Below are 26,833 nucleotides of genomic sequence, written 5' to 3'. Positions count from 1 at the left end.
ATGTTCACGATGAAGCTCCGCAAGGTCACCGCCGCCTCCGCCGTCGTACTGGCCCTCACCGTGTCCGCCACCGCGTGCGGCGGCGACAAGAAGGACGACAACGGCTCCTCCGGCGGCGGCAAGAAGATCACCATCGGCATCAAGTACGACCAGCCCGGCATCGGTCAGAAGACCCCGCAGGGCTACGCGGGCTTCGACGTCGACGTGGCGACCTACGTGGCCGGCAAGCTCGGCTACAAGCCCGACCAGATCGAGTGGAAGGAGTCGAAGAGCGCCGACCGCGAGACCATGCTGCAGCGCGGTGACGTCGACTTCATCGCGGCCTCCTACTCGATCACCCCGGAGCGTCAGCAGAAGGTCGACTTCGCCGGCCCGTACCTGCTGGCCCACCAGGACGTGCTGATCCGCGCGAACGACAACACCATCAAGTCGCCGGCTGACCTGAACAAGAAGAAGCTGTGCTCGGTGACCGGCTCGACGTCGGCGCAGAACGTCAAGGACAAGCTGGCCCCCAAGGCGCAGCTCCAGCAGTACCCGACGTACTCGGCCTGCCTGACCGGACTGCAGAGCAAGGCGATCGACGCGCTGACCACGGACGACTCGATCCTCGCCGGTTACGCCGCCCAGTCCCAGTTCAAGGGCAAGTTCAAGCTCGGCGGCTTCAAGATGACCAACGAGAACTACGGCATCGGCGTCAAGAAGGGCAGCGACCTCAAGGCCAAGATCAACAAGGCCCTGGAGGAGATGGTCTCCGACGGTTCCTGGCAGAAGGCCGTGGACAAGAACTTCGGCCCGGCCGGCTACAAGAACGAGCCCGCTCCGAAGATCGGCGACATCAAGAGCTGAGGCAACGCCCGGCGGGTGCGCCGTCCGTGAGGGCGGCGCACCCGGGCATCCCTACACGCGGAAGCGCGGGAGATCGTGTTCGACTTTCTTGACAAGTACGACGTGCTGGGCGCCTTCTGGACGACAGTGCAGCTCACGCTGCTGTCGGCCGTGGGCTCCCTGATCTGGGGCACGCTGCTGGCCGGCATGCGGGTGGGCCCGGTGCCGCTGATGCGCGGTTTCGGCACCGCGTACGTGAACATCGTGCGGAACATCCCGCTCACGGTGATCATCCTGTTCGCCTCGCTCGGCCTGAAGGACACGCTGAATATCACCCTGGGGTCGGACCAGGTCGACACGAGCACCTTCCGGCTGGCGGTGCTCGGGCTGACCGTCTACACGTCGGCCTTCGTCTGCGAGGCGATCCGCGCCGGCATCAACACGGTTCCGGTCGGCCAGGCGGAGGCGGCCCGGGCCCTCGGCCTGAGCTTCACGCAGGTTCTCGGCCTGATCGTGCTGCCGCAGGCGTTCCGCGCGGCCGTCGCCCCGCTGACCAACGTGTTGATCGCGTTGACGAAGAACACGACGGTGGCGGCCGCGATCGGCGTGGCGGAAGCGGCACTCCTGATGAAGGAGATGGTGGAGAACGAGGCACAGCTGCTGCTGATCTCCGCGTTCATCGCCTTCGGATTCTGCTGCCTGACCCTGCCGACCGGTCTGATCCTCGGCTGGGTGGGCAAGAAGGTGGCGGTGAAGCGATGAGTTCGGTCCTGTACGACGCCCAGGGCCCCCGGGCCAAGCGGCGCAACATCCTCTACACGGCGGGCTTCCTCGTCGTCCTCGCGGCCGTCCTGTGGTGGGTGTACAAGGGGCTCGACGACAAGGGCCAGTGGGAGTGGGTGCTCTGGAAGCCGTTCTTCACCGGCACCGAGGCCTACTCGACGTACATCTGGCCGGGTCTGCAGAACACCCTGAAGGCCGCGGCCCTGTCGATGGTCATCGCGCTCCCGCTCGGCGCCGTGCTCGGCATCGCCCGCCTCTCGGACCACGTATGGATACGTGTCCCGGTCGCGATGGTCGTGGAGTTCTTCCGCGCGATCCCGGTGCTGGTCCTGATGATCTTCGGGCTCGCCCTGTTCGCCCAGTACACCGACGTCCCCTCCGACGACCGTCCGCTCTACGCAGTCGTGACCGGTCTGGTGCTGTACAACGCGTCGGTGCTGGCGGAGATCGTCCGCGCGGGCATCCTCGCCCTGCCGAAGGGCCAGTCCGAGGCGGCCATGGCGATCGGTATGCGCAAGAACCAGGTGATGCGGCTCATCCTGCTGCCGCAGTCGGTCACCGCCATGCTTCCGGCGATCGTCAGCCAGCTGGTCGTGATCGTGAAGGACACGGCGCTCGGCGGCGCGGTCCTGACCTTCCCCGAACTGCTCGCCTCGGCCAACACGATGAGCGGCTACTACGGTGCCAACACCATCGCCTCGTTCACGATCGTCGCCACGATCTTCGTGGTCATCAACTTCTCGCTGACCTCGTTCGCGAGCTGGCTGGAGGGACGGCTGCGGCGGCGCAAGAAGTCGACCGGCGCGGTGCTCGGTGTCGACGACACCGTCAACATCGCGGGCGCCGCGGGAACGGGAATCGCAGCCTGACGTCAGGTCAAACCCGAATGCGTCACCCAGAGGCAGTGGCATGATCGCCACTGCCTCTGGTCACTTGACGCAAACTCTGCCAATGGGTTGCATACATTCTGTGATCGTGCACCCCGCTTCACCTTCCTGTTCCTCCATGTCCGTCAGGGCACCGCTGCGGACAGGGGGCGCCGCACAGTGGACCCGGTGATCATCGTCGGAGCGGGGCCCGTCGGGCTCACGCTCGCCCTGGCGCTGGCCCGTCAGGAGGTGCCCTCCGTCGTCCTGGACGAGGGCCCCGGCAAGAACGACCCACGCCCGGCGCGCACCGTCGTGCTGCGCGAGGACACAACCGCCCTGCTGGAGCGGCTGACCGGAGTCGCCGTCGGCGACCACGGCGTGAGATGGACCGGATGGCGGTCGGTCAGGCGCCGGCAGGTGCTGAACGAGATCACCTTCGACGAGGGCGATCCTGCGGCCCCGCTGCACCTCGCCCAGCACGTCCTCACGGGTGCCCTGCGTGCGGCCGTGGCGCACGAGCCGCTGGTCGAGGTCGCCGCGGACAGCCGGCTCGACTCGATCGAGCAGGAGCGTTCCGGCGTCTCCGCCCACACCCGTGGCCCCAAGGGCACCTGGTGGCGCGGCAGTTACCTGGTCGGCTGCGACGGGCCCCGCTCGACCGTGCGCAAGCTGCAGGACATCCGCTTCCCGGGCCGTACGGCGGTGGAGCGGCACGCGGTCGCGGCCCTGCGTGTGGAACTTCCGTGGGAAGGCCAGGCGTTGCTCCATCGGATGCCGCCGTGGCGGTCGTCCGGGCCCTCGGCCGGGGAGGTGACCGCCCGCCCCCTCACGGACGGCGTGTGGCGTCTGGACTGGCTGCTGCCGCCGGGCAAGGACCTGGTCACGCCCGACATCCTGGTGGCCCGGATCCGCGAGACCCTCGCGGGCTGGACGGACGGCACCACACCGGCGTACGACCTCCTCGACACCGGTGTCCACACGGTGCACCACCGGCTGGCCCGGCGCTGGCGCGCCGGCCGGGTCTTCCTCGCCGGGGACGCGGCCCATCTGCTCGGCGCGCTCGGTACCCAGGGGCTCGACGAGGGTCTCCGGGACGCCGACAACCTGGCCTGGAAGCTGGCCCCGGCCTGGCACCACGGGCGCCACGGGCACCACGAGGCACTGCTCGACAGCTACCAGGCCGAGCGGCGCGCGGTGGTCGCCGCCCGGCTGCGCGCCGCCGACCAGCTGCTGCCGGTGCTGCGCGGCGGAGGCGGGCTGCGGCACTACGTCCCGGGCGCCGCCCGGGGCCACGACGCGCTGCTCACGGACGGTCATCTGGGGCGCGGCTCGGTGGGTGCGCCGGGGACGTACGCCGACTCGCCGCTGACGCCCCGGCATCTGGAGGCGGAGATCCCGGTCGACACCCCGTTCGGCTCACCGGTCGCCGATGTGCGGGTCACGGCGGAGGACGGTTCCTTCGTACAGCTGCGCGACCGGCTGGGCCGTGGCGCGCTGCTCGTCGTGCTGATCGCCCCGGGCACGGGCGTGTGGGACCGCAAGCACTGGGTGTCCGCCGGGGTCATGCCCCGGCTCGCCGCCGCGGTGGCGGCGCTCCCGCACCCGGCCGAGCTGCTGGTCGCCGAGGACTACCCGGGTGCGCCGGCGCACAGCGTGCTGCTCGTGCGCCCCGACGGCCACCTGGTCACCGCGCTGAGCGGGGTGCGTCCGGCCGACCTGTACGCGGCGGCCGAGGCGACGCTCGGCGGCGCCGTGCAGGAGGAGAAGGAGGAAAAGGAGGAGAACGAGGAGAAGGCGGAGGCGGAGGCCGGCTCCGGCGCGCGCTGACCCTGTACCCGGTCACCCTCTGTCCACATGGTGACGGTGAGTTGACCGGAGTGCAGCAGCGTGCTGTACTCCGGATCGTGACCGACACCTGTGTGCGCCTGTGGCGGAGGGTCCATATGGACCTCGTCCGCTATGCGGGCTGCGTGTGTCGCCCGTCCTGCTGAATTCGCTCCCCCTCTTCTTTCTCCGGGCGCCGGTGTGCGCCCGTTCGGCGAACCCTCTTCAGGACGGTGCACGTGTCCGTATCCCCCTCCGTCTCCCCCGCTGCCACCGCCGGTGCCACCGGCTCGGCGCCGACCCAGGCGGACCTCCTCGACTTCGCGCGGCGCACGGCCGCCGACACCGAGCTGATCGCCTCGCTGCCGCTCGACCCGGAGGGCCGCACCTGGGTGCGCCTCGAAGGCCCAGGCGGCAGCGAGGCCTGGCTGATCGGCTGGCCGCCCGGCACCGGCACCGGCTGGCACGACCACGCCGACTCGGTCGGCGCCTTCGTCACCGCGGCCGGTGAACTCAAGGAGTACTCGCTGGCCGCACGTCTGCCCACCGACGGCTGGAAGACCCTGGAACTCACCGAGGGCGTCGACCGCGAGCGCCGGCTGCCTGCCGGACAGGGCCGCTCCTTCGGCCGCCACCACGTGCACGAGGTGCTGAACGAGTCCCCGGACCGGCATGCGGTCTCCGTCCACGCCTACTACCCGCCGCTGCCGCGGATCCGTCGTTACAGTCGCACGGGTCAGGTGCTGCGTCTGGAGCAGGTCGAGCGCCCGGAGGACTGGCAGTGAGCGGCGGTACGGAGATGCGGCCGGTCGGCATCGACGACCTGCTGGAGCAGGTCCGCGCGGGCTACCGGCGCATCGAGGCACGGGAGGCGCACGAGGCGGCCGGCCGCGGTGAGGCCCTGCTGGTCGACATCCGGTACGCCGCCCTGCGCGAGCGGGACGGCGTGATTCCCGGCGCGCTCGTCATCGAGCGCAACGAACTGGAGTGGCGCCTCGACCCCCGGGGCAGCCACCGGGTCCCCGAGGCCACCGGCCACGACCTGCGCGTGGTCGTCATCTGCAACGAGGGCTACGCCTCCAGCCTGGCAGCCGCCTCCCTCCACCAGCTGGGCCTGCACCGGGCGACGGACCTGGTGGGCGGCTTCCAGGCGTGGCGGACGCAGGGGCTGCCGGTGGAGCCGGTGACCGGCTGACGCAGGCTCAGCGGAGCGGCGCCGCCGAGGGCCTGTCCCTCCTCCTCACTCCTTCGCCGTGGACACGGTCACCGCCGGGACGCGCAGCGCCGCGCGTCCCGGAAGGGCGCTGGAGACGAGCGCAAGCAGGGCGGCGATCGCGATCACGCCGACGTAGAGCAGGGGTGTGACCGTGGGGGCCGCCCGGCCGGTCATGCCGACGCTGAACGCGGTGAGTACGGCGAGCGCGATGCCGCTGCCGAGCGCGGTGGCGAGGAGCAGCACGGACAGTACCTCGGTGCGCAGCACGCGCAGGACCTGACGGCGGGTCGCTCCTGCGAGGCGGAGCAGGGCGAACTCCCGGACACGCTCAGCGACCGACATGGCGAGGGTGTTGACGACCGCGATGGCGGTGAAGGCCAGCACGAGCCCCATGGCCAGGTAGTTGACCTCGGCGTTCGCCTGCTGCCGGTCGGCCTGGAGGGAATCCGCGGCGGCCGGCGAAAGAATCCGCAGACCCGGGAACTCACGCAGCGTAGTCGAGAGTTGTGTCTGTGTACGGGTCGTGCTGACGAGGACGGAGGAGGCGAGCGGGTTGTCGATGTGCCGGGCCACGAGGTCGTGGGCGAAGGTGAGGTCGCCGAAGCCGAGCCCCCGGTCGTAGACGGCGGCGACGGTGAGCGTGGCGGGCGTGCCGTCGCCGAGCGTGAGCTTCAGAGTGCTCCCGGGCTTCAAGTGGTGCTGGTCCGCGGCCAGTTCACTGACGGCGACGGTGCCGGGGGCGAGATCGCGCAGGGAGCCGGCGGTGACCTTCGGGTCCCAGGTGCGGGTCAGGCCTGTCGGCGTGACGCCCTGGGCCGGGTATTTGTCGAGGCCGATGCGGACGGTCGTGCGGACCACCTCGGTGACGGTGTCGTGCTGCGCGCGCAGCCGCCGTGCGGCTTCGCCCGGGACGCCGGGCCCCTGGGCGGCGACGACCCAGTCGGCGGTGACACCCTCGCGTGCCTGGCTCCGGGCGGCGTCGCCGAGGGTCGACTGGACGAACAGGACGGTGCAGGTCATGCCGATGAGCAGGGTGAGGGGGGTGACGACGGAGGCCATCCGGGTGGCGTTGCCGCGCAGGTTGGCGGTGGCGAGGCGGCCGCCGTGACCGGTGAGCCGCAGGGGACCGGCCAGCAGTAGCGCGGCCGCCTTGACCAGCAGCGGGCCGAGCAGGGCCACGGAGGTGGACAGGACGACGACGGCGAGGAAGGTCACGGGAGTCGAGGCGGGCTCGGTGCGCAGGGAGGCGAGGACAGCGACGAGGACGACTCCGCCGGCGAGGAGCAGCAGACCGGCGGCGATACGCCCCCAGGCCGGGCGGGCGCGCTCGGTCCTGGCCTCCGCCAGCGCTTCCGCCGGGCGGATCCCGGCGATCCTGCGGGAGGCGATCCGGGCCGCCGCCCAGGCACCGAGCAGGGTGGCGGCGAGGGCGGCGAGCGGCGGGAAGACGCTGACGGTGTGCTGGAGCGTGACGGGTACGGCGCCGAGGGCGACGAACCTGGAGTGCAGCCAGCTGCCCAGCGGCAACCCGAGCAGGGCGCCGGCGCTGCCCGCCGCCGCGCCGACGATCAGTGCCTCCCGGCCCAGCAGCGTGCGGATCTGTCCGGGCGTGGCGGCGATGGCGCGCAGCAGGGCGAGTTCGCGGTGGCGCTGCTGGACGGAGAGCGCGAAGGTGCCGACGACCACGAGTACCGCCACCAGCAGCGAGGTGCCGCCCATCGCGCCGCCCATGCTGACCAGCCGGGTGCGGGCGGTGGCCGCGTCCAGGAACTCGACGGGCCCGCGGGCGTCGCCGGCGCTGACCTGCGCGGTGGTGCCGTGCAGTGCCCGCGCCACGGCCTGCCGCACCGCCTCCGGGTCGGTGCCCTTGGCCGGGAGCACGCCGAACGCGGTGACCTGCCCGGGGTGCGCGGCCAGTCGCTCGGCCTCCCCGGTGGCGAAGAACAGCGACGTCTGGTGGCGGACGGCGGTGGCCGGTGTGGCGATACCGGTGATCCGGTAGCTGCGCGGGGACTGCGTCGACTGCACGGTGAGGCGGTCGCCGGGGCGGAGGTGGGCGCGTGCCGCAAGGTCGTCGTCGATGACGAGGTCGCCGGCGGCCTTGGGCGCGCTGCCCGTGGTCAGCCGGTACGGCGTCAGCGCCGCGGAGTCCCAGGCATGCCCGTAGGCGGTACGGCCGTCGGTGCCGGCCGGGGTCAACGGCTGTGCGAGGAAGGTCAGTTCGGGGACGACACGGGCGACGCCGGGGGTGCGGGCGAGGGTTTCGCGCAGGTCCGCCGAGAGCCAGGCGCGTTCGGCGACGGGTTTCGCCTTGTGCTTGACCTTGGTCTTGCCCTTCTTGTGCTTCACGGTGGTCTGGTGGACGTACTGGTCGGCGGAGACCACGACGGGAGCGGCGGCGTAGCGCTCGGTGCGGATCGTGCCGCGCAGGCCGGTGTCGAGGAGGGTGCCGCAGGCGGTGATCAGCGCGGCCGCGCACATCAGGGCGAGGAAGGCGCCGAGAAAGCCCGCCTTTCGAGCGCGGACGGTCTGGAGGGCGTAACGCAGCATCATCGGGGCGGGCTCTCTTCTGTTGTGCGTCTCGGGGGTCCGTGCGCCGGCCGGCCTCGGCGTGGGCCGTGGTCCGGGGCATGCATACACACTCGCGCGTGCACGGGTCCGGAAGCACTGCGGTGGCCCGGCGTCTTGGCCGGGGGTTAACCCCACCGCCACACGGGGCGCCCGGCCGTCAGAAGGACTCGCCCTCGAGGAACTCCGTGTCCTCGCCCTCTTCCTCCAGGGCCTGGCGGACCACGCGTAGGGCCATGCCCTCGGGGTAGCCCTTGCGGGCGAGCATTCCGGCGAGGCGCCGGAGCCGCTTGTCGCGGTCGAGGCCACGGGTGGCCCGCAGCTTGCGGGCGACCAGCTCGCGGGCGGTCGCCTCCTCCTGCTCGGAGTCGAGCTGGCCGACGGCCTCGTCGATCAGCGCGGAGTCGACGCCCTTGGTGCGCAGTTCCTGGGCGAGTGCGCGGCGGGCGAGCCCCCGGCCGTGGTGCCGGGACTCCACCCAGGCGTCCGCGAACGCGCTGTCGTCGATGAGCCCGACCTCCTCGAACCGGGACAGCACCTCCTCGGCCACGTCCTCGGGGATCTCCCGCTTGCGCAGGGCGTCCGCGAGCTGCTTGCGGGTGCGCGGGGTCCCGGTGAGCAGGCGCAGACAGATCGCCCGCGCCCGCTCAGCCGGGTCCCCCGAAGACTCCCCCCGCTCGGCCCTCGACGAGGTAGGGGTGCCTTCGTTCTCACCGGGCGGCTCCCCGAAGCCGCCCCGCCGACGGCCACGGCCGCGTCCCCGATCGCCCCGTGACCCGGCCCCGCCGTGCTCCCCGTCGCCGTACCCGTCGTCACCGGCCGTGGCGGAGCCCGAGTCGCCGCCGCTGCCCCTCCCCCGTGGGGCACCGGGGGTGGCGTGCTCGTACTCGGCCCAGTCGGTTCGTCGTGTCACGGGTCAGCTCTTGGCAGTGGCGGCCTTGGGCTTGGTGGCCTTGGTGGGAGCCGCCTTGGCGTCGTCCGCGGCCGGGGTGGTCACCGCCGCGTCCGCGCCCGGCTCGGCGGAGGGCTCCTCCGGCCGGACACCCACGCCCAGCTTCTCCTTGATCTTCTTCTCGATCTCGTTGGCCAGGTCCGGGTTGTCCTTGAGGAAGTTGCGCGCGTTCTCCTTGCCCTGGCCGAGTTGGTCGCCCTCGTACGTGTACCAGGCGCCGGCCTTGCGGACGAAGCCGTGCTCCACGCCCATGTCGATCAGGCCGCCCTCGCGGCTGATGCCCTGGCCGTAGAGGATGTCGAACTCGGCCTGCTTGAAGGGCGGGGCGACCTTGTTCTTGACGACCTTGCAGCGGGTGCGGTTGCCGACCGCCTCCGTGCCGTCCTTCAGGGTCTCGATGCGGCGGATGTCGATACGCACCGAGGCGTAGAACTTCAGCGCCCGGCCACCGGTCGTGGTCTCCGGAGAGCCGAACATCACGCCGATCTTCTCGCGCAGCTGGTTGATGAAGATCGCGGTGGTCTTGGACTGGTTGAGCGCACTGGTGATCTTCCGCAGGGCCTGGCTCATCAGTCGGGCCTGCAGACCGACGTGGCTGTCACCCATCTCGCCCTCGATCTCCGCGCGCGGGACGAGCGCGGCGACGGAGTCGATGACGATGAGGTCGAGGGCGCCGGAGCGGACGAGCATGTCCACGATCTCCAGGGCCTGCTCGCCGTTGTCGGGCTGGGAGAGGATCAGGTTGTCGATGTCGACGCCGAGCTTGCGCGCGTACTCGGGGTCGAGGGCGTGCTCGGCGTCCACGAAGGCGACCTGGCCGCCCGCCTTCTGGGCGTTGGCCACGGCGTGCAGGGTCAGGGTCGTCTTACCGGAGGACTCCGGGCCGTAGATCTCGACGACACGGCCGCGCGGCAGACCACCGACGCCGAGGGCGACGTCGAGTGCGGTCGACCCGGTCGGGATGACCTCGATGGGCTCCCTCGACCGCTCGCCCATGCGCATGACCGCGCCCTTGCCGAATTGCCGTTCAATCTGTGCGAGCGCGGCGTCGAGCGCCTTCTCGCGGTCGGTTCCTGCCATGGGTTCCACCCGATTTGCTTGAGTCGATCGCTTCACGTCAAAGACGCTAACGCCTGCCACTGACAATGCGCCCCGACGTCGGCCCGGCCTGTGGATAACAAGGGGACATCTCGATACGAAACGCGCCGAAATCCCCGTCTGAAGCCTTGCCCGAGCCTCCATAAGAATGGATGTTCGATTTTCGTGTCAAGCGCACCACGCGGTGCCCGCAGCCCCCTTCCGTGCCGCGGCACACGCCGCTACTCCCGGCGTCGTAGAGCGGGTGTCTTCGGCCGGACGACGACCGCACGGCGCACTCCCGGAAGCCTGGGGCCATGAAGAATCCGCGCCCCGCCGAGCGCCTGTGTCACGCGACCGGTCTGCTCCTCGTCCTCTCCGGTCTCGCCCACCTGGTGGTGTTCGCGGTCGACGGCGGCCCCTGGGACGGCCCCGTCTCCTGGCGCAAGCCCGTCACGTTCGGGCTCTCCTTCGGGGTGACGCTGATCGCGATCACCTGGGTCACGTCGTACCTGCGCATCGGGGCGCGGCTGCGCATCGTCCTGCTCGTCGTCCTCGCCGCGGACAGTGTGGTGGAGGTCGGCGGCATCACCCTGCAGGCGTGGCGCCGGGTGCCCTCGCACCTGAACATGGAGACCCCCTTCGACACCGCGGTGTCCATGACGCTCGCGGTGGGCGGTGGTGTCCTGGTGGCGCTGCTCACCGTCTTCGCCGTCGCGTCCTTCCGGCACCGGCCGACGGGCCCCGCCGGCATGCCGCTCGCGGTGCGCTCGGGGTTCGCGATCCTGCTCGTGGCGCTGGCCTCGGGCGCGGCGATGATCGCGCGCGGGGTCGTGCTCACCCGGACCGGCCACCAGGAGGCCGCCTACCACTCGACGGCCCCGCTCAAGCCGCTGCACGGGGTGAGCCTGCACGCCGTCCTGGTCCTGCCGCTGCTCGCCTGGCTGCTGTCCCGCACGTCCTGGAGCGAGCGCGCGCGGTGGCGCGTCGTGGCCACCGCGGTGGGCTGTTACGCGGCGGCCGTCGCCGCCGCCGCGGTGTGGGCGGTCCTGACGTACTGACCACGGCCCCGGGCAAAGGCCCCTACGAGGACTCCTCCGTGCTGGGCCGCCGTTCCCACAGCTGTCGTATGCGGGTGCGCCCGCCTGGGCGGCCGGGCCCCCGCGTGCGGTGACCGTGCACCCGGGGATCGTCCGTGACGGCGTACCGCTTCACGTACGCGCCCAGGAAGGCCTGCAGCGTGGCGACCGCCGGGATGGCGATCAGCGCGCCGACCGCGCCCAGCAGCGCGGTGCCCGCGATCACCGAGCCGAAGGCGACGGCTGGGTGGATGTCAACGGTCTTGGCGGTCAGCTTGGGCTGCAGCATGTAGTTCTCGAACTGCTGGTAGACCACGACGAAGATCAGCACCCACACCGCGTACCACGGGTTCACGGTGAACGCGATCAGCATCGGCAGGGCACCCGCGAGGTAGGTGCCGATGGTCGGGATGAACTGCGAGACGAGACCCACCCAGACACCGAGCACGGGCGCGTACGGCACGCCCAGGGATTGGAACAGGATGTAGTGCGCTATCCCGGAGATGAGCGCCATCAGACCGCGCGAGTAGAGATAGCCGCCCGTCTTGTCGACGGCGATCTCCCAGGCCCGCAGCACCTCCGCCTGGCGCGCGGGCGGCAGGACGGAGCAGAGCGCGCGGCGCAGCCGGGGACCGTCGGCGGCGAAGTAGAACGAGAACAGCGTGACCGTCAGCAGCTGGAAGAGGCCACCGAGCACCTGGGCGGACACGTCGAGCACTCCGGCCGCGCTGTTCTGCGCGTACTTGCGCAGCCAGTCGGAGTGCAGCAGGCCCTCCTGGACGTCCACGCGGCTCAGGTCCATGTGGAACGTCTCGTTGATCCAGTTGATGACCGAGTCCAGATAGTCGGGGAAGCCCTCGACCATCTTGATGATCTGGCCGGCCAGCATCGAGCCGAGCAACGTGATGAAGCCGGCGCTGACGATCAGCAGGCCGAGGAAGACCAGGAAGGTGGCGAGTCCCCTGCGCATGCCGCGGGCGGCCATCCAGCTCACCGCGGGCTCGATGGCGAGGGCCAAAAAGAACGCGATCAATATGTTGATCAACAGCCCGGTCAGCTGGTGGAAGGCCCAGCTGCCCAGCTGGAAGGCGGCTATGAGCGCGAGCGCGAGCACCATGGCGCGCGGCAGCCAGCGCGGCATGCGGCCGCCCGGCGCGGCGGCGTCGGCCGGCGGCCGGTCGGGCGTCGTCGTAGCGGTCGGGGATGCTGCGTGCCGGTCGACCGGCACGGTCTCGTCAGTGGGTGCCACGGGCCAAGTCTCGCCCACGCCGCCGACAACCCGGTGCCCGCCCGGGAAGTTCGTGCCCGGTCAGCGCTGCTCCCCGGGCACGTTCATGACCGAGCAGACCACGCGCCACACGTCCTTGGCCTCCCAGCCGGCGTCCAGTGCCTCGTGCACCGTGCGCCCACCCAGGTCCGACATCACATGATCGCGCGCGAAGGTGTCGGCGTACCCCGGACCGAAGTGTTCCGCCATCCGCTGCCAGAAGACCGTCAACCGCATGACTCCAGTATCCCGCCCCTGGGGGTGGGGCCCGCCCGGGACCGCTTGCCGAGACCGCTTTCCGCCCTACGGTCTGTCGCATGGCCGAAACAGGAGCTTCCTCCCTGCCCCCTGCGCCTCCGGCGCGCTCCGCGCTCTTCCGCGCCGAACAGTTCGTCTGGCTCACCGCGCGTGTGCTGGAGCAGCGGCTCTTCGCGTACCACTTCCTGAACGGCGCCGCCGATCCGGTGGAGGCGGCGCTGGACGCCTACCGCAACGAGGACGGCGGGTACGGCCACGCGCTGGAACCCGATCTGCGCGGCCCGGTGAGCCAGCCCCTGCACACCGGCCACGCGCTGCGCGTCCTGGACGCCGTCGGGCGCTGCGGCGGGCAGCGGGTGGAGCGGGTGTGCCGCTATCTGACCTCCGTCTCCACCGCGGACGGCGCCCTACCGGCTATCCATCCCAGCCAGCGGGGCTACCCGGCGGCCCCGTTCGTCCCGGTCGTGGACGACCCTCCCAGCGAACTGCTCGCCACCGGTCCCGTGGTCGGGCTGCTGCACCGCAACGAGGTGTGGCACGCCTGGCTGTTCCGGGCCACCGACTTCTGCTGGCAGGCCGTGGAGTCCCTGGAGAAGTCCCACCCCTACGAGGTGGAGGCCGCCGTGGCCTTCCTGGACTCCGCCCCCGACCGCCCGCGCGCGGAGGCCGCCGCCGACCGTCTCGGCCGCCTGGTGCGCGAGCAGCGGCTGGCGGCCCTGGACCCGGATCATCTCGACGCCTTCCCGGTCGCTCCCGGCTACGCCCCGGGCGAGCACCACTTCCCGCACGACTTCGCGAAGAGCCCGCAATCACTCGCGCGCGCGTGGTTCACGGACGAGGAGATGGCGCGCTCTGTGGACTTCCTCGCCGCCGAGCAGGAGGAGGACGGCGGCTGGCCCGTCCGCTGGCGCCACTGGGCACCGGCTCCCACGCTGGAGGCACGCCCCATGGTGACCATCGAGGCACTGCGCACCCTCAGGACGTACGGCCGCTTCGTGGGCTGAGCGCGGCTGACCTCGCTGAGCCCGGCTGGCCCAGGTGAGCCCGTGAGCCTGCCAGCCCCAGCCGCGCTCACCCACCGATCGCCCGCACCCCCGCCGTCACCACCACGGCCGCCGCGACGACCAGCAGGAACGGTGCGCGCAGCACCAGCGCCACGGCGGCCGCGCCGAGTCCGGCGGCCCTCGCGTCCAGCACGAGCGTGTGCCCGTCGGCGAACGTCTGCTGGGCCGTGAGCGCGGCGAGGAGGGCGACGGGCAGCAGGGCGGCGAGCCGCCGGACGAACGGCCGCTCCAGGACGTCTGCGGGGACCAGCAGTCCGGCGAGTTTGACGACGTAGCAGCCGAGAGCGGTCGCAGCGATCGCGATCCACGTGTTCATCGGACCTCCTCCGATCCGCCCGGCACATGCTGTCCGGCCGGCGCGTCCTGCCCGTCCGCCGCGTCCTGTCGGGTACGACCGCTGCGCCGGCCCTCGGCGAACAGCACGGCCGGTGCCGCCAGCGCGGCCACCAGGACGGGTACGCCGGCCGGCAGGACGGGCAGCAGGCCGAGGCCCAGCAGGATCGCGAGGCCCGCGACCACGCGCTCGGTGGGCGTCTTCAGCATCGGGGCGAGCAGGGCCAGGAAGACCGCCGGCCCGGCCGCGTCCAGGCCCCACGCGTCGCTGTCCCCGATGGCCTTCGCGCCCACCGCGCCGAGCAGCGTGGTGAGGTTCCACAGCAGGTAGAGACTGAGCCCGGTGACGGTGAACCCGATCCGCGCGGCCCGCCGGGTCGGCTGGGCCAGGGTCACCGCCGTGGTCTCGTCGATCACCCACTGGGCGGCGAACGGCCGCACCGCGCGCGGGAGGGCCAGCAGTTGCGACAGCCGCAGCCCGTAGAAGGCGTTGCGCACGCCCAGGAAGAACGCGCCGGCGGCGGCCGTCAACGGGTTGCCGCCGGCGGCGAGCGCGCCCACCAGGGCGAACTGGGAGGCGCCGGTGAACACCAGGAGGCTGAGCGCGCAGGTCTGCAGGAGTCCGAGTCCGCTGCCGACCGAGGTCACCCCGAAGGCGACCCCGGACAACCCGACGGCGACGCCGACGCCCAGGGCGTCCCGTACGACGGCGGAGTCGGGCTTTCCCGTGCCGTCGGCGGCCATGTCCGTGAGTGCTGTCTGTTGTGCCACGCCCCGGACGGTACGGGCGGCCGTCAGCCCAGGTCTTGTACGTTCTTGCGCTCGCGCTGGTAGGCGCCCGGGGGGACGCCGACGATCCGGGTGAAGTGCCGGTTGAGGTGCGGCTGGTCGGTGAAGCCGACGGCGACGGCCGCCTCGGCGGGTGCCGTGCCCGCGTCCAGCAACAGCCGCGCGCGGCGCACCCGGGCGTCGGTCAGCCAGGTGTGCGGCGGCATGCCGTAGGCGTCGCGGAACGCCCGCAGCAGGGCGAACGGGCTGGTTCCGAGGTCGGTGGCGAGGCGTTCCAGGGTCGGCGGCTCGGCCATCCGCTCCTCCAGCACGGCACGCGCGCGTGCCGCGGTCCGCGCTCCGGCGGTCCGTGTCCGCCGCTGCGGCAGCGGCCCGCCGTTGAGCTGCAGCAGTCTGGTGACGGCCACGCGCAGCAGGGTGTCCGCGGCCAGCGCATTGCCCTCGTCGGCGGCGCGGAGCACCTGATGGACCAGGCGGACCGCGTACGGATCGTCGAGGACCGGGCTGACGAAGCCCGGTGTGCCGCGGATCGTGGTGGTCTCGGCCGCGATCCCGGCCACCACCTCGGGCGAGGGATAGACCGCACCGTACCGCCAGCCCTCGGGAACGCCGGCCCGGCCCGTGTGCGGGGTGTCCGGATTGACCAGCGCGAGGGCGCCCGCCCCGGCGGACACGTCGGAGCCTCCGTGGTGGAAGACCTCGACACCGTCGGCGATGGCCGCGATCACGAAGTTCTCGTGGGTGTGCCGGACGAAGGTCTTGCGGATGTAGCGGGCCCGCAGCAGGTCGACACCGGGCAGCTCCTCGTACCGCCAGTGCCGCGCCCGCTCCGGTGAACCCGCCATACGACCATTGTCCGTCCCGCCCGCCGACCGCCCGCGTCGGCCCGCTCCCGCCTGTTTTCCGCAGGTCAGCACGATTGTCAGTGGCCGGGTGCAGGATGGGTGGCATGGTCAGCTCCGCACATCGAGCCCTCGACGGCTTCTCGCCCGCGACCCGCGGCTGGTTCACGGGGGCCTTTTCCGCGCCCACCGCGGCCCAGGCGGGCGCGTGGCGGGCCATCCGTGAGGGCTCGGACGTGTTGGTGGTCGCCCCCACCGGCTCCGGCAAGACGCTGGCCGCGTTCCTCGCCGCCCTGGACCAACTGGCCTCGACCCCTCCCCCGGCCGACCCGAAGAAGCGCTGCCGGGTGCTGTACGTGTCACCGCTGAAGGCGCTCGCGGTCGACGTCGAGCGGAACCTGCGCAGCCCGCTGACCGGCATCCGACAGGAGTCCGTGCGCCTGGGCCTGCCCGAGCCCGAGGTGAAGGTCGGCATCCGCTCCGGTGACACCCCGGCCGCCGAGCGGCGCGCGCTGTCCACGCGCCCGCCGGACATCCTGATCACCACCCCCGAGTCCCTGTTCCTGATGCTCACCTCGGCCACGCGTGACGCGCTGACCGGCGTGGAGACGGTGATCCTGGACGAGGTGCACGCGGTCGCGGGCACCAAGCGCGGCGCGCACCTCGCGCTGTCCCTGGAGCGGCTGGACGAGCTGCTGCCGAGGCCGGCCCGCCGGATCGGCCTGTCGGCGACCGTGCGCCCGGTGGACGAGGTGGCCCGGTATCTCTCGCCGCGCCGCAAGGTGGAGATCGTCCAGCCGGAGTCCGGCAAGGAGTTCGACCTCTCCGTCGTCGTCCCGGTCGAGGACATGGGTGAGCTGAGCGGCTCCCCCGCGGCCGACGCCAATGAGGGGGCGGAGAAGCCGTCGATCTGGCCGCATGTGGAGGAGCGGATCGCCGACCTGGTCCAGGCCCACCGCTCCACGATCGTGTTCGCCAACTCCCGGCGCCTGGCCGAGCGGCTGTGCAACCGGCTCAACGAGATCGCCTACGAGCGGGCGACCGGCGAGACGCTGGAGGAGCATCACGCCCCGGCCGAGCTGATGGGCGGCTCGGGTGCGGCCCAGGGCGCGCCCCCGGTGATCGCCCGTGCGCACCACGGCTCGGTCTCCAAGGAGCAGCGGGCCCTCGTCGAGGAGGACCTGAAGGCGGGCCGGCTGCCCGCCGTGGTCGCCACCTCCAGCCTGGAGCTGGGCATCGACATGGGTGCCGTCGACCTCGTCGTGCAGGTCGAGTCCCCGCCCTCGGTGGCCTCCGGGCTCCAGCGCGTCGGCCGCGCGGGGCACCAGGTGGGCGCCGTCTCCACCGGCGTGGTCTTCCCCAAGTACCGGGGCGACCTGGTCCAGTCGGCCGTGGTCACCGAGCGGATGCGCACCGGTGCCATCGAGTCCCTGAAGGTCCCCGCGAACCCGCTGGACGTGCTGGCCCAGCAGCTCGTCGCCATGACGGCACTGGACACCTGGCAGTTCGACGACCTGCTCGCCACGGTCCGCCGCGCCGCCCCCTTCGCCTCGCTGCCCGAGTCGGCGTTCACGGCGACCCTGGACATGCTCGCGGGCCGCTACCCGTCCGACGCGTTCGCCGAGCTGCGCCCGCGCGTGGTGTGGGACCGCGTGGCCGGCACGATCACCGGCCGGCCGGGCGCCCAGCGCCTCGCCGTCACCTCCGGCGGCACGATCCCCGACCGCGGCCTCTTCGGGGTCTTCCTCGCCGGTTCCGACCCCAAGAAGGGCGGCGGCCGGGTCGGCGAGCTGGACGAGGAGATGGTGTACGAGTCCCGGGTGGGGGACGTCTTCACGCTGGGCACGAGTTCCTGGCGCATCGAGGACATCACGCGCGACCGGGTGCTGGTCTCCCCCGCGCCGGGCGTGCCGGGAAGGCTGCCGTTCTGGAAGGGCGACCAGCTGGGCCGCCCGCTCGAACTGGGGCGCGCGGTGGGCGCGTTCCTGCGCGAGGTCGGCTCGCTGCCCAAGGACGACGCCCGGCCGCGCCTGCTCGCGGCGGGCCTGGACACGTGGGCGGCGGACAACGTCCTGTCCTACCTGGACGAGCAGCGCGAGGCCTGCGGCCATGTCCCGGACGACCGCACGATCGTGGTCGAGCGCTTCCGCGACGAGCTGGGCGACTGGCGGGTCGTCGTCCACTCCCCGTTCGGCGCCCAGGTGCACGCCCCCTGGGCCCTCGCGCTCGGCGCCCGCCTCTCCGAGCGGTACGGCATGGACGCGCAGGTCATGCACGCCGACGACGGCATCGTGCTGCGTCTGCCCGACGCCGACCTGATGGGCCTGGACCTGCTCGACCAGGAGCCCATGAAGGCGGGCACCGAATACGACAGCGAGCAGGCTCCGGTGGGCGCGGCGGACGTCGCCTTCGACAAGGGCGAGGTCGACCAGATCGTCACCGACCAGGTCGGCGGCTCCGCCCTGTTCGCCTCCCGGTTCCGGGAGTGCGCGGCCCGCGCGCTGCTGCTGCCGCGCCGCAACCCCGGCAAGCGCACGCCCTTGTGGCAGCAGCGCCAGCGGGCGGCCCAACTGCTGCAGGTGGCGAGCGAGTTCGGCTCGTTCCCGATCGTCCTGGAAGCGGTCCGCGAGTGCCTCCAGGACGTCTTCGACGTCCCCGGCCTCGTGGAGCTGATGGGCGACATCGAGTCCCGCAAGGTCCGCCTGGTCGAGGTCACCACCCCGGAGCCGTCCCCCTTCGCCCGCTCCCTCCTGTTCGGGTACGTCGCCCAGTTCCTGTACGAGGGCGACTCCCCGCTCGCCGAGCGCCGCGCCGCCGCGCTGTCCCTGGACTCCCGGCTGCTGGCCGAGCTGCTGGGCCAGGCGGAGCTGCGCGAGCTGCTCGACGCGGAGGTGCTGGCCGAGCTGGAGCGCGAGCTGCAGTGGCTGACGGAGGACCGGCGCGTCAAGGACGTGGAGGGCGTGGCCGACGTGCTGCGCCTGCTCGGCCCGCTGACCGAGGCCGAGCTGGCGGAGCGGGGCGCCGAGCCGGAGTGGGCACGGGAGCTGGCCGGCGCCCGCCGGGCCATCCGGGTCCGCATCGCGGGCAGGGACCACTGGGCGGCCGTCGAGGACGCGGGCCGGCTGCGCGACGCGCTCGGCACGGCGCTGCCGGTCGGTGTCCCCGAGGCGTTCACCGAGCCGGTGAAGGACCCGCTCGGCGACCTCCTCGCGCGCTACGCCCGCACCCACGGCCCCTTCACGTCGGCCACCGCGGCGGCCCGCTTCGGTCTGGGCGTGGCGGTCACCGAGGGAGCCCTGCAGCGGCTGGCCGCGAACGCCCGTGTCGTACAGGGCGAGTTCCACCCGGCGGGCATCGGCCAGGAGTGGTGCGACGCTGCCGTTCTGCGCCGACTGCGCCGCCGCTCCCTGGCCGCGCTGCGGCACGAGCTGGAGCCGGTGTCGCCGGCCGCCCTGGCGCAGTTCCTGCCGCAGTGGCAGCACATCGGCAAGGGCCACGGACTGCGTGGCATCGACGGACTGGTGCGCGCCATCGAGCAGTTGCAGGGCGCCTCCGTACCGGCCTCCGCGCTGGAGAAGCTGGTCCTGCCCTCCCGCGTGGCGAACTACACGCCGTCGATGCTCGACGAACTCACCTCCGCCGGCGAGGTGGTGTGGGCCGGAGCGGGCGCCCTGCCCGGCAAGGACGGCTGGGTCTCCCTGTACATGGCGGACGCGGCCCCGCTGCTCCTGCCGCCGCCGCACCCCCTGGAGCCGACCGCGCTCCACCAGTCCGTCCTGGACGCGCTCTCCGGCGGCTACGGCCTGTTCTTCCGCCAGATCGCCGACCAGATCCGCGCCACCACCCACCCCGACGCCACCGATCCCCAACTGGCCGACGCCCTGTGGGACCTGGCGTGGTCGGGGCGGCTCACCAACGACACCCTCGCCCCGATGCGCTCCCTGCTGGGCTCGGGCCGTACGGCGGGCTCGACGGCGCACCGCGCCAAGCGCACCGTCCCGCGCGGCCGCTACGGCTCCCTGACGGCCGCCGCCCGCCCCGCCTCCCGCACCGGCCCGCCGACGGTGGCCGGCCGCTGGGCCCTGCTCCCCGTGTCCGATCCGGACGCCACCGTGCGCGCCCACGCGCTGGCCCGCACCCTCCTCGACCGGCACGGTGTGGTCACCCGGGGAGCGGTCGCCGCGGAGGGCGTCGAGGGCGGCTTCTCGGCGGTGTACCGCGTGCTGTCGGCGTTCGAGGAGAGCGGTCAGGCGCGGCGCGGCTACGTGGTCGAGGGCCTGGGGGCAGCCCAGTTCGCAATGGACGGCGCGGTCGACCGTCTCCGCGCGGTGTCCAACGCCCGCGAACGCGGTGAGGGCCTGCCCGCCCCGGGCGTCCCGAACGGCTTCGGCAGCACTATCCCGCTGTTCCCCGACGGCAGCCACACCACCCCGAACGTCTTCGACCAGGCCGACGCCGGACTCGCCCACCCCGGCCTCGACGGCGACTTCACCTGGCCACCCGAGGACCGCCCCGCCACGCCCGGCGACTTCACCTGGCCACCGGAGAACCGTCGCGCCGACGAGTACGTCTCCCCGCGCGACCTCGCTCCGGCCGACCCCTTCGCCTCCCCCGGCTACGGCGGCCCCCGTGGCGGCGGCGCGGCCTCCCCGTACGGCTCACCGGCGAACCGCGGCTTCGGCGACCGCCGCACGCGCTCGTCGTCCCCCGACCCGCGCGCCGTGGTCCTCGCCGCGGCCGACCCCGCCAACGCCTACGGCGCGGCACTCACCTGGCCCGAGCCGCCGAACGGAGCGGGGCACAAGCCGGGCCGCAAGGCGGGCTCCCTGGTCGTGCTGGTGGAGGGCGAGTTGACGCTGTACATGGAGCGCGGCGGCAAGACGCTGCTGGCCTGGCCCTCCGACCCGGATGCCGCCGCCACCGACGATCCACGGCTGCACACGGCCGCTGAGGCCCTGGCCGCGGCAGCCCGCGCGGGCTCGCTCGGCACGGTCACGGTGGAGCGGATCAACGGCGCCCAGGCCCTGACCTCTCCCCTGGGCGCCCTGCTGGAGGCGGCGGGCTTCATCGCCACCCCGCGCGGTCTGCGCCTGAGAGCCTGAGCACGGCGTTCCCGGGGCACGGCCGCCCCGCGTCACCCCACCGTGGCACCCTTGACGCATGCCCGAAGGTGACACGGTCTGGCAGGCCGCGCGGCGGCTGCACGAGGCCCTCGCGGGCAAGGTGCTGACCCGCAGCGACTTCCGGGTGCCGAAATACGCGACGGTCGACCTCACGGGCCGTACGGTCCTGGGCACGACCCCGCGCGGCAAACACCTGCTCACCCGCTTCGAGGGCGACCTGACCCTCCACACGCACCTGCGCATGGAGGGCGCCTGGAAGGTGTACGGCACGGACGAGCGCTGGCGGGGCGGCCCGGCGCACCAGATCCGGGCGATCCTCGGCACCGCCGATCGCACCGCCGTCGGCTATCGCCTCCAGGTGCTGGAGTTCCTGCGCACCGGCGAGGAGGAGCACGTCGTCGGCCACCTCGGCCCCGACCTGCTCGGCCCGGACTGGGACCCCGAGCACGCCCTCGCCAACCTCCTCGCGGACCCCGCCCGCCCCCTCGGCGAGGCCCTGCTCGACCAGCGCAATCTCGCCGGCATCGGCAACGTCTACAAGAGCGAGCTGTGCTTCCTGCTCGGCGTGACGCCCTGGCTGCCGGTCGGCGCCCTGCCCGCGGACCGCGCCGCCAAGCTGCCCGCCCTCGCCAAGAAGCTCCTGGAGGCCAACCGCGACCGCCCGGTCCGCCAGACCACGGGTCTGCACCGGCAGGACCTGTTCGTGTACGGCCGCGCCCCCCGCCCCTGCCTGCGCTGCCGCACGCCGGTCCGGGTGGCCGACCAGGGCGACGGATCCCAGGAGCGCCCCACCTACTGGTGCCCGGCCTGCCAGACGAGCCCCGCACCGGCACCGGGGACGGCGCAGCAGTGGCACAACCGCTATCCCCGCCCGACTAATTGACGGACCGTCAGAACCGCTCGTACCGTCCCTGTATGCCCCTCAAGGCGTACGACCTCACCGGACGCACCGCGTTCGTCACCGGAGCCGCCGGCGGCATCGGCCGGGCCTCCGCCGTCCTGCTCGCGTCGGCAGGAGCCACGGTGCACTGCGCCGACCTGGACACGGACGGCCTGCACGGCACGGCCAAGCTGATCGAGGACCGCGGCGGCGCGGCCCGCACGCACGTCGTCGACGTCACCGACCGGACCGCCCTCGCGGCGGCCGTCCGTTCCTGCGGACACCTGGACGTCATGGCCGCGATCGCCGGAATCATGCACAGCAGCCCGGTCCTCGAGACCCGGGACGAGGATCTGGACCGGGTCCTGAGCGTCAACTTCAAGGGTGTGCTGTACGCCTGCCAGGAGGCGGCCCGGCTGATGCTCGCCCACGACACCCGGGGCAGCATCGTCACCATGGCTTCCGGCGCGGTCGACACCGGCGGCCCCGGACTGCTCTGCTACGGCGCGGCGAAGGCGGCCGTGGTCCAGCTGACGAAGACGCTGGCCACCGAGGTCGGCCGGCACGGCATCCGGGTCAACGCGGTCGCGCCGGGCTGGATCCGGACGCCCATGACCGACCGTCACGACCGGGAGGCACAGGCGCACACCGAGTCCCTGATGGCCCGGATGTCCCCGCTGGGCCGGGTCGGCGAGCCGGACGACGTCGCGCACACGGTGCTGTACCTGGCGTCGGACGCGTCGGCGTTCACGACGGGTCAGATCCTGCGTCCGAACGGGGGCGTGGCGATGCCCTGGTAGCGTCCTCGACCCGCCAGGCGGCCGCCCACCGCCCCGTTTCCACGGCTCCCACCGCACGCCCCTTGGCCACACAGTGCACCGGCAGCACGCTCAGCCCCCACCCGCTGACCGCGACGGCCCCTTCGAGCACCCCGGCGCCGGACCCCACGGCGATCCGCAGCACCGCCCACCACCAGAGCGCCCCGAGCCCGAGCGCGGCCCCCCAGCGCAGTATCCGCCCCACCATGGCCGCCACCTCCAGCGGGAAGCTAGAACGCCTCGTGACCCGCGCGGGAGGCGCACCGAGGGCTCACCGATGCAACACCGGGCTCTCCGACACCCTCACGCGTTCTCCGCCTGGAACATCCAGTGATGCTTCTCCAGGTCCGCCGTGATGCCGATGAAGATGTCCTGGGACACCGGATCCGCGTCCCCGGTCCCCTGGACCCGCTCCCGCATCCGGGTGATCACCGCGCCGAGGGCGTCCACCATCGTGCGCACCGCGTCCGTGTCCTTGATCCAGCCGGCCGGAGCGGCCTCGATGCCGCTGCTGGAGGCCACCGTGGCCGCGCGCCCGTCGGGCGGGACACCGAGGGCGGACGCCCGCTCGGCCACCGTGTCGGAGTGTGTGCGGGCGACGTCGACGACCTCGTCGAGCTGGAGGTGGATGGACCGGAAGCGGGGTCCGACGACGTTCCAGTGGATCTGCTTGGCGACCAGCGAGAGGTCCACCAGGTCGACCAGGGCGCCGTGCAGCGCCTCGGACACGGTCTTCAGATCGTCATCGGGCAACGGACTCTTCACGACGGACATCCACTTTCCTCCGGCGGTTTCGGCGCAGGCACGTCCCTCCACGATGACCGCCCCACCGAATACCGGCAAATGGAGGCAAAAGAGACACGAATCACACACCCGGAGCAAACAAAAGCCCCGGCCGGGCTCCCCAGGTCTCCCTGAGGAAGCCCGGCCGGGGCCTCACGCCTATCCGGGTCACTAGGCCGCGCACACGGACGTCACGCGGCGACCACGTCCACCGCCCCGGCGGGCGCCTTGATGGTCACCCGTTCCGGTGGCACACCGGCCACCGACACGGAACCCAGCACCGGACGGACCGGCGCGGGCACGGGCTCGGTGGCCGCGGCGGACTGGGCCAGCTCGGCGAGCGCCAGTTCGTCGCTCACCTCTCGCATCAGTTCCGACATCCGTACGTCCAGCGCGTCGCAGATGGCGGAGAGCAGCTCGGAGGAAGCCTCCTTCTGCCCCCGCTCCACCTCGGAGAGATAGCCGAGTGAGACTCGGGCGGACGAGGAGACTTCGCGCAGAGTACGGCCCTGGCGTTGGCGCTGCCGACGCAGCACGTCACCAAGCAGGCGACGGAGCAGAATCATCGGTGGCTCCCTCCTCGGACCGCGTAGCCGCATCCTTCTCGCCCCACCGTACCGCCTCGCGCCGCGGCCGTGCGGGGAGCGATGTCGTGTTCACTCAGGGCTGTAAACATCAAAACCCCCCGTTCCGTTCCGTATCCTGTGCCCGCTCGTTCCCGGTCTGTTCGCCCGCAAGCTCTCTCAGAAGCAGTGCGAGTACGCTCCGTACACTCTCCATACGAATTTCCGCACGGTCGCCGTTCAACCGCAGGGCTGCCACTTTTCCGCCACCGGCAGAACCGGAGTCGGACGTGAGGGGCCCGTCGACGGCCACGAAGACCGTCCCGACGGGCTTGCCGTCCTGCGGTTCGGGCCCGGCGACCCCGGTCGTCGCGATGCCCCAGTCGGCTCCCAGGGCCTTGCGGACCCCGGCTGCCATCTGGGCCGCGACCTGCGGATCCACCGCTCCCTGCGCCGCCAGCACAGCGGCGTCGACGCCCAGCAGCTCGTGCTTCAGCTCGGTGGCGTAGGCGGTGACCGAACCCCGGAAGACCTTGGACGCCCCGGGGACGGCCGTGATCTCCGCCGCGACGAGACCACCGGTGAGCGACTCCGCGACGGCGAGACTCTCGCCCCTCACGGTCAGTAGTCGCACCAGTTCGGTGGCCGGGGAACTCACGCTTCCTTCTCCTCCAACGCGCCCGCGCGCTCGGCGATTCCCCGCCGGCGCAGCACAATGGCTTGTCTCACGTAGTCGAGGCCGGTGACGACGGTGAGGACGACCGCCACAGCCATCACCCAGAACCTCAGGGTGGCCAGCCACCCCGTCAGTGCCAGGACGTACATCCCGACGGCCACGCCCTGGGTGAGCGTCTTGAGCTTGCCGCCCCGGCTCGCGGGGATCACGCCGTAGCGAATGACCAGAAAACGCAGCAGCGTGATGCCGAGTTCCCGGCCGAGGATCACGGCCGTCACCCACCACGGGAGATCACCCAGGGCGGACAGACAGATGAGCGCCGCCCCCATGATCGCCTTGTCGGCGATGGGGTCGGCGATCTTCCCGAAGTCGGTGACCAGGTTGTAGGTGCGCGCCAGATGCCCGTCGAACAGGTCGGTGATCATGGCGACGGCGAAGGCCGCCCAGGCCAGCGAGCGCCAGGCCGGGTCGTAGCCGCCGTCCGCCAGCATCAGCGCCACGAAACCGGGCACCAGCAGCAGCCGGAGCATCGTCAGCAGATTGGCGACGTTCCACAGGCTGGCCTGGTTGACGGCCGCGGCCGCGATCTTCGCGCCGCGCGGGTGCTTCGCACCTTCGGCAGCGGAGTCGGAAGCAGAACCGGAGACCTCGGAAACAGCGCCGTCGGCAGCGGCGGCGGAACCCTGCGCGCCCTGCGCGCCGGAGGAGCCGCCCGCGGCGGATGCCGGGACTCCGGTCATCTGCCCGCCTCCTCACTACACGCGAGCGAGCCGGTCAGCGGCTCGGCAACCAGGTCGACACCTTCCGTACCGACCACCTTCGCCTCGACCATACGTCCGACGCTCAGGCCCGCGCCGCTCGTGAGCAGCACCTGTCCGTCCGTCTCCGGCGCCTGGTGCGCGGCACGGCCGTACACGCCCTCCTCCTCGTCCACGGACTCCACGAGGACGTGCACGGTCTCGCCGACGCGCTCCTCGGCGCGCTGCGAGACGAGTTCCTCGGCGAGCCGGGAGATGTGGGCCAGGCGCTCGGCGACGACGTCCTCGTCGAGCTTGTTCTCGTACGTCGCCGCCTCCGTGCCCTCCTCGTCGGAGTAGCCGAAGACACCGATGGCGTCCAGGCGAGCGCCGTTCAGGAAGCGCTCCAGCTCGGCCAGGTCCGCCTCGCTCTCGCCGGGGAAGCCGACGATGAAGTTGGAGCGCACACCGGCCTCGGGAGCCTTGCTGCGGATGGTGTCCAGCAGCTCCAGGAAGCGGTCGGTGTCGCCGAAGCGGCGCATGGCGCGCAGCACGTCCGGCGCGGAGTGCTGGAAGGACAGGTCGAAGTAGGGGACGACCTTCGGGGTGGACGTCAGGACGTCGATCAGGCCCGGGCGCATCTCGGCCGGCTGCAGGTAGCTCACCCGCACCCGCTCGATGCCGTCGACCTCGGCCAGCTCCGGCAGCAGGGACTCCAGCAGGCGGATGTCGCCCAGGTCCTTGCCGTAGGAGGTGTTGTTCTCGGAGACCAGCATGATCTCCTTCACGCCTTGCTCGCCCAGCCACCGCGTCTCGTTCAGCACGTCGCTGGGGCGGCGGGAGATGAAGGAGCCGCGGAAGGACGGGATGGCGCAGAAGGAGCAGCGCCGGTCGCAGCCGGAGGCGAGCTTGACCGAGGCGACCGGGGCGCCGTCCAGGCGGCGGCGCAGGGGCGCGCGGGGGCCGGAGACGGGCGCGACCCCCTCGGGGAGGTCGGACGGGCCGTGGCCGGGCAGCGCGACGGAGGCGGCCGACTCCTGCCGCTCGGCCGGGCTGATCGGCAGCAGCTTGCGCCGGTCACGCGGGGTGTGGGAGGCGTGGATGCCGCCGGACAGGATGGTCTGCAGGCGGTCGGAGATGTCGGCGTAGTCGTCGAAGCCGAGCACGCCGTCGGCCTCGGGCAGCGCCTCGGCGAGTTCCTTGCCGTACCGCTCGGCCATGCAGCCCACCGCCACGACGGCCTGGGTTCTGCCGTGGTCCTTGAGGTCGTTGGCCTCCAGCAGGGCGTCGACGGAGTCCTTCTTGGCGGCTTCGACAAAGCCACAGGTGTTGACCACGGCGACGTCGGCGGCCGCGGCGTCCTCGACGAGCTGCCAGCCGTCCGCCTCCAAACGGCCTGCGAGCTCCTCCGAGTCCACCTCGTTACGGGCGCAGCCGAGAGTGACGAGAGCGACGGTACGGCGTTCAGGCATGGGCTCAAGACTACTTCGTCTGTCAGACACCCCAT

26 protein-coding genes are annotated in these 26,833 nt (G+C 72.2%); 12 read left to right on the top strand and 14 right to left on the bottom strand.

The genetic code is table 11. The annotated features are described in order from the left end of the window. The first annotated feature begins 9 nt into the window (after positions 1 to 9). From ACFY3C_RS37475 to ACFY3C_RS37445, 7 genes are all read left to right on the top strand, one after another. Entirely contained in the window at positions 10 to 846 is an 837-nt protein-coding gene (locus ACFY3C_RS37475) for a glutamate ABC transporter substrate-binding protein (RefSeq protein WP_390774010.1), read from the top strand. A 75-nt stretch (positions 847 to 921) separates the two neighbouring features. Beyond that, on the top strand, positions 922 to 1,587 hold the full coding sequence (locus tag ACFY3C_RS37470; RefSeq protein ID WP_386580976.1) for an amino acid ABC transporter permease: 666 nt from the start codon (positions 922 to 924) through the stop codon (positions 1,585 to 1,587). Further along, positions 1,584 to 2,477: an amino acid ABC transporter permease gene (locus ACFY3C_RS37465; RefSeq protein ID WP_145882994.1), complete on the top strand. Its 894-nt coding sequence runs from the start codon at positions 1,584 to 1,586 to the stop codon at positions 2,475 to 2,477. Before ACFY3C_RS37470 ends, ACFY3C_RS37465 begins: the two co-directional genes overlap by 4 nt. Before the next feature lie 177 nt (positions 2,478 to 2,654). Continuing rightward, the gene (locus tag ACFY3C_RS37460) at positions 2,655 to 4,304 is read left to right on the top strand and encodes an FAD-dependent monooxygenase (RefSeq protein WP_390774009.1); all 1,650 of its coding nucleotides are present in this window, start codon (positions 2,655 to 2,657) and stop codon (positions 4,302 to 4,304) included. Between the two features lie 50 nt (positions 4,305 to 4,354). After that, a complete protein-coding gene (locus ACFY3C_RS37455) occupies positions 4,355 to 4,468 on the top strand; it encodes a putative leader peptide (protein WP_389171925.1) in 114 nt (37 codons plus the stop codon). Positions 4,469 to 4,540: 72 nt separating this feature from the next. Continuing rightward, entirely contained in the window at positions 4,541 to 5,086 is a 546-nt protein-coding gene (locus ACFY3C_RS37450) for a cysteine dioxygenase (RefSeq protein WP_390774008.1), read from the top strand. A gap of 14 nt (positions 5,087 to 5,100) precedes the next feature. After that, on the top strand, positions 5,101 to 5,496 hold the full coding sequence (locus tag ACFY3C_RS37445; RefSeq protein ID WP_386581026.1) for a rhodanese-like domain-containing protein: 396 nt from the start codon (positions 5,101 to 5,103) through the stop codon (positions 5,494 to 5,496). Positions 5,497 to 5,541: 45 nt separating this feature from the next. Here the strand turns inward: ACFY3C_RS37445 and ACFY3C_RS37440 are convergent, their stop codons facing one another. The 3 genes from ACFY3C_RS37440 to recA form a co-directional block, all read right to left on the bottom strand. Next, a complete protein-coding gene (locus tag ACFY3C_RS37440; RefSeq protein WP_390774007.1) occupies positions 5,542 to 8,070 on the bottom strand; it encodes an ABC transporter permease in 2,529 nt (842 codons plus the stop codon). Between the two features lie 175 nt (positions 8,071 to 8,245). Next, positions 8,246 to 8,998 carry a recombination regulator RecX gene (gene recX / locus ACFY3C_RS37435; RefSeq protein ID WP_390774006.1) on the bottom strand — a complete coding sequence of 251 codons (753 nt, stop codon included), beginning with the start codon at positions 8,996 to 8,998 and terminating at the stop codon, positions 8,246 to 8,248. 3 nt (positions 8,999 to 9,001) lie between these two features. Beyond that, a complete protein-coding gene (gene recA / locus ACFY3C_RS37430; RefSeq protein ID WP_389169459.1) occupies positions 9,002 to 10,117 on the bottom strand; it encodes a recombinase RecA in 1,116 nt (371 codons plus the stop codon). A 314-nt stretch (positions 10,118 to 10,431) separates the two neighbouring features. Here recA and ACFY3C_RS37425 point away from each other — a divergent pair, with 314 nt between their 5' ends. Beyond that, the gene (locus ACFY3C_RS37425; RefSeq protein WP_390774005.1) at positions 10,432 to 11,175 is read left to right on the top strand and encodes a hypothetical protein; all 744 of its coding nucleotides are present in this window, start codon (positions 10,432 to 10,434) and stop codon (positions 11,173 to 11,175) included. Positions 11,176 to 11,197: 22 nt separating this feature from the next. Here ACFY3C_RS37425 and ACFY3C_RS37420 read toward each other — a convergent pair whose 3' ends face one another. Together ACFY3C_RS37420 and ACFY3C_RS37415 are read right to left on the bottom strand one after the other, a co-directional pair. Continuing rightward, the gene (locus tag ACFY3C_RS37420; protein WP_386580990.1) at positions 11,198 to 12,442 is read right to left on the bottom strand and encodes an AI-2E family transporter; all 1,245 of its coding nucleotides are present in this window, start codon (positions 12,440 to 12,442) and stop codon (positions 11,198 to 11,200) included. A gap of 60 nt (positions 12,443 to 12,502) precedes the next feature. Next, positions 12,503 to 12,697 (bottom strand): DUF3046 domain-containing protein, encoded by a 195-nt coding sequence (locus tag ACFY3C_RS37415; RefSeq protein ID WP_386580991.1) that lies wholly within the window; start codon positions 12,695 to 12,697, stop codon positions 12,503 to 12,505. Between the two features lie 80 nt (positions 12,698 to 12,777). On the opposite strand from ACFY3C_RS37415, the gene ACFY3C_RS37410 reads away from it, so the two are divergent. Further along, the gene (locus ACFY3C_RS37410) at positions 12,778 to 13,722 is read left to right on the top strand and encodes a hypothetical protein (protein WP_386580993.1); all 945 of its coding nucleotides are present in this window, start codon (positions 12,778 to 12,780) and stop codon (positions 13,720 to 13,722) included. A 67-nt stretch (positions 13,723 to 13,789) separates the two neighbouring features. Here ACFY3C_RS37410 and ACFY3C_RS37405 read toward each other — a convergent pair whose 3' ends face one another. From ACFY3C_RS37405 to ACFY3C_RS37395, 3 genes are read right to left on the bottom strand one after another with little or no spacing between them, the layout of a single operon-like run. Beyond that, positions 13,790 to 14,098: an AzlD domain-containing protein gene (locus ACFY3C_RS37405; protein WP_145883005.1), complete on the bottom strand. Its 309-nt coding sequence runs from the start codon at positions 14,096 to 14,098 to the stop codon at positions 13,790 to 13,792. Beyond that, entirely contained in the window at positions 14,095 to 14,886 is a 792-nt protein-coding gene (locus ACFY3C_RS37400) for an AzlC family ABC transporter permease (protein WP_390774004.1), read from the bottom strand. Before ACFY3C_RS37400 ends, ACFY3C_RS37405 begins: the two co-directional genes overlap by 4 nt. 23 nt (positions 14,887 to 14,909) lie before the next feature. Further along, the gene (locus ACFY3C_RS37395; protein ID WP_386580997.1) at positions 14,910 to 15,749 is read right to left on the bottom strand and encodes an AraC family transcriptional regulator; all 840 of its coding nucleotides are present in this window, start codon (positions 15,747 to 15,749) and stop codon (positions 14,910 to 14,912) included. A 104-nt stretch (positions 15,750 to 15,853) separates the two neighbouring features. On the opposite strand from ACFY3C_RS37395, the gene ACFY3C_RS37390 reads away from it, so the two are divergent. From ACFY3C_RS37390 to ACFY3C_RS37380, 3 genes are read left to right on the top strand one after another with little or no spacing between them, the layout of a single operon-like run. After that, a complete protein-coding gene (locus ACFY3C_RS37390) occupies positions 15,854 to 20,848 on the top strand; it encodes an ATP-dependent helicase (protein WP_390774003.1) in 4,995 nt (1,664 codons plus the stop codon). Positions 20,849 to 20,906: 58 nt separating this feature from the next. Next, the gene (locus ACFY3C_RS37385; RefSeq protein ID WP_390774002.1) at positions 20,907 to 21,752 is read left to right on the top strand and encodes an Fpg/Nei family DNA glycosylase; all 846 of its coding nucleotides are present in this window, start codon (positions 20,907 to 20,909) and stop codon (positions 21,750 to 21,752) included. Positions 21,753 to 21,784: 32 nt separating this feature from the next. Further along, a complete protein-coding gene (locus tag ACFY3C_RS37380; protein WP_390774001.1) occupies positions 21,785 to 22,549 on the top strand; it encodes an SDR family NAD(P)-dependent oxidoreductase in 765 nt (254 codons plus the stop codon). On the opposite strand, the gene ACFY3C_RS37375 is transcribed toward ACFY3C_RS37380, so the two are convergent. The 6 genes from ACFY3C_RS37375 to rimO all read right to left on the bottom strand — a co-directional run bounded on the left by ACFY3C_RS37375 (position 22,497) and on the right by rimO (position 26,798). Further along, positions 22,497 to 22,775 (bottom strand): hypothetical protein, encoded by a 279-nt coding sequence (locus ACFY3C_RS37375; RefSeq protein WP_386581003.1) that lies wholly within the window; start codon positions 22,773 to 22,775, stop codon positions 22,497 to 22,499. The two genes, ACFY3C_RS37380 and ACFY3C_RS37375, sit on opposite strands and share 53 nt — an antisense overlap. 95 nt (positions 22,776 to 22,870) lie before the next feature. Beyond that, complete coding sequence (locus tag ACFY3C_RS37370) at positions 22,871 to 23,341, bottom strand: Dps family protein (protein ID WP_390774000.1); 471 nt, start codon at positions 23,339 to 23,341, stop codon at positions 22,871 to 22,873. Between the two features lie 200 nt (positions 23,342 to 23,541). After that, positions 23,542 to 23,916: a helix-turn-helix domain-containing protein gene (locus tag ACFY3C_RS37365; RefSeq protein WP_386581006.1), complete on the bottom strand. Its 375-nt coding sequence runs from the start codon at positions 23,914 to 23,916 to the stop codon at positions 23,542 to 23,544. A gap of 109 nt (positions 23,917 to 24,025) precedes the next feature. Beyond that, positions 24,026 to 24,571, bottom strand: a complete 546-nt coding sequence (locus ACFY3C_RS37360; RefSeq protein WP_386581008.1) for a CinA family protein — start codon at positions 24,569 to 24,571, stop codon at positions 24,026 to 24,028. Further along, entirely contained in the window at positions 24,568 to 25,329 is a 762-nt protein-coding gene (gene pgsA / locus ACFY3C_RS37355; protein ID WP_390773999.1) for a CDP-diacylglycerol--glycerol-3-phosphate 3-phosphatidyltransferase, read from the bottom strand. The genes ACFY3C_RS37360 and pgsA overlap by 4 nt, the downstream gene beginning before the upstream one ends. Next, complete coding sequence (gene rimO, locus ACFY3C_RS37350; RefSeq protein WP_386581012.1) at positions 25,326 to 26,798, bottom strand: 30S ribosomal protein S12 methylthiotransferase RimO; 1,473 nt, start codon at positions 26,796 to 26,798, stop codon at positions 25,326 to 25,328. Before rimO ends, pgsA begins: the two co-directional genes overlap by 4 nt. Positions 26,799 to 26,833 lie beyond the last annotated feature (35 nt).

This window comes from Streptomyces sp. NPDC001410, assembly GCF_042895235.1.
Lineage (GTDB): Bacteria > Actinomycetota > Actinomycetes > Streptomycetales > Streptomycetaceae > Streptomyces.
Note: the sequence above shows the minus strand (reverse complement) of the source record. Positions and strands in the feature narration are given on the sequence as shown.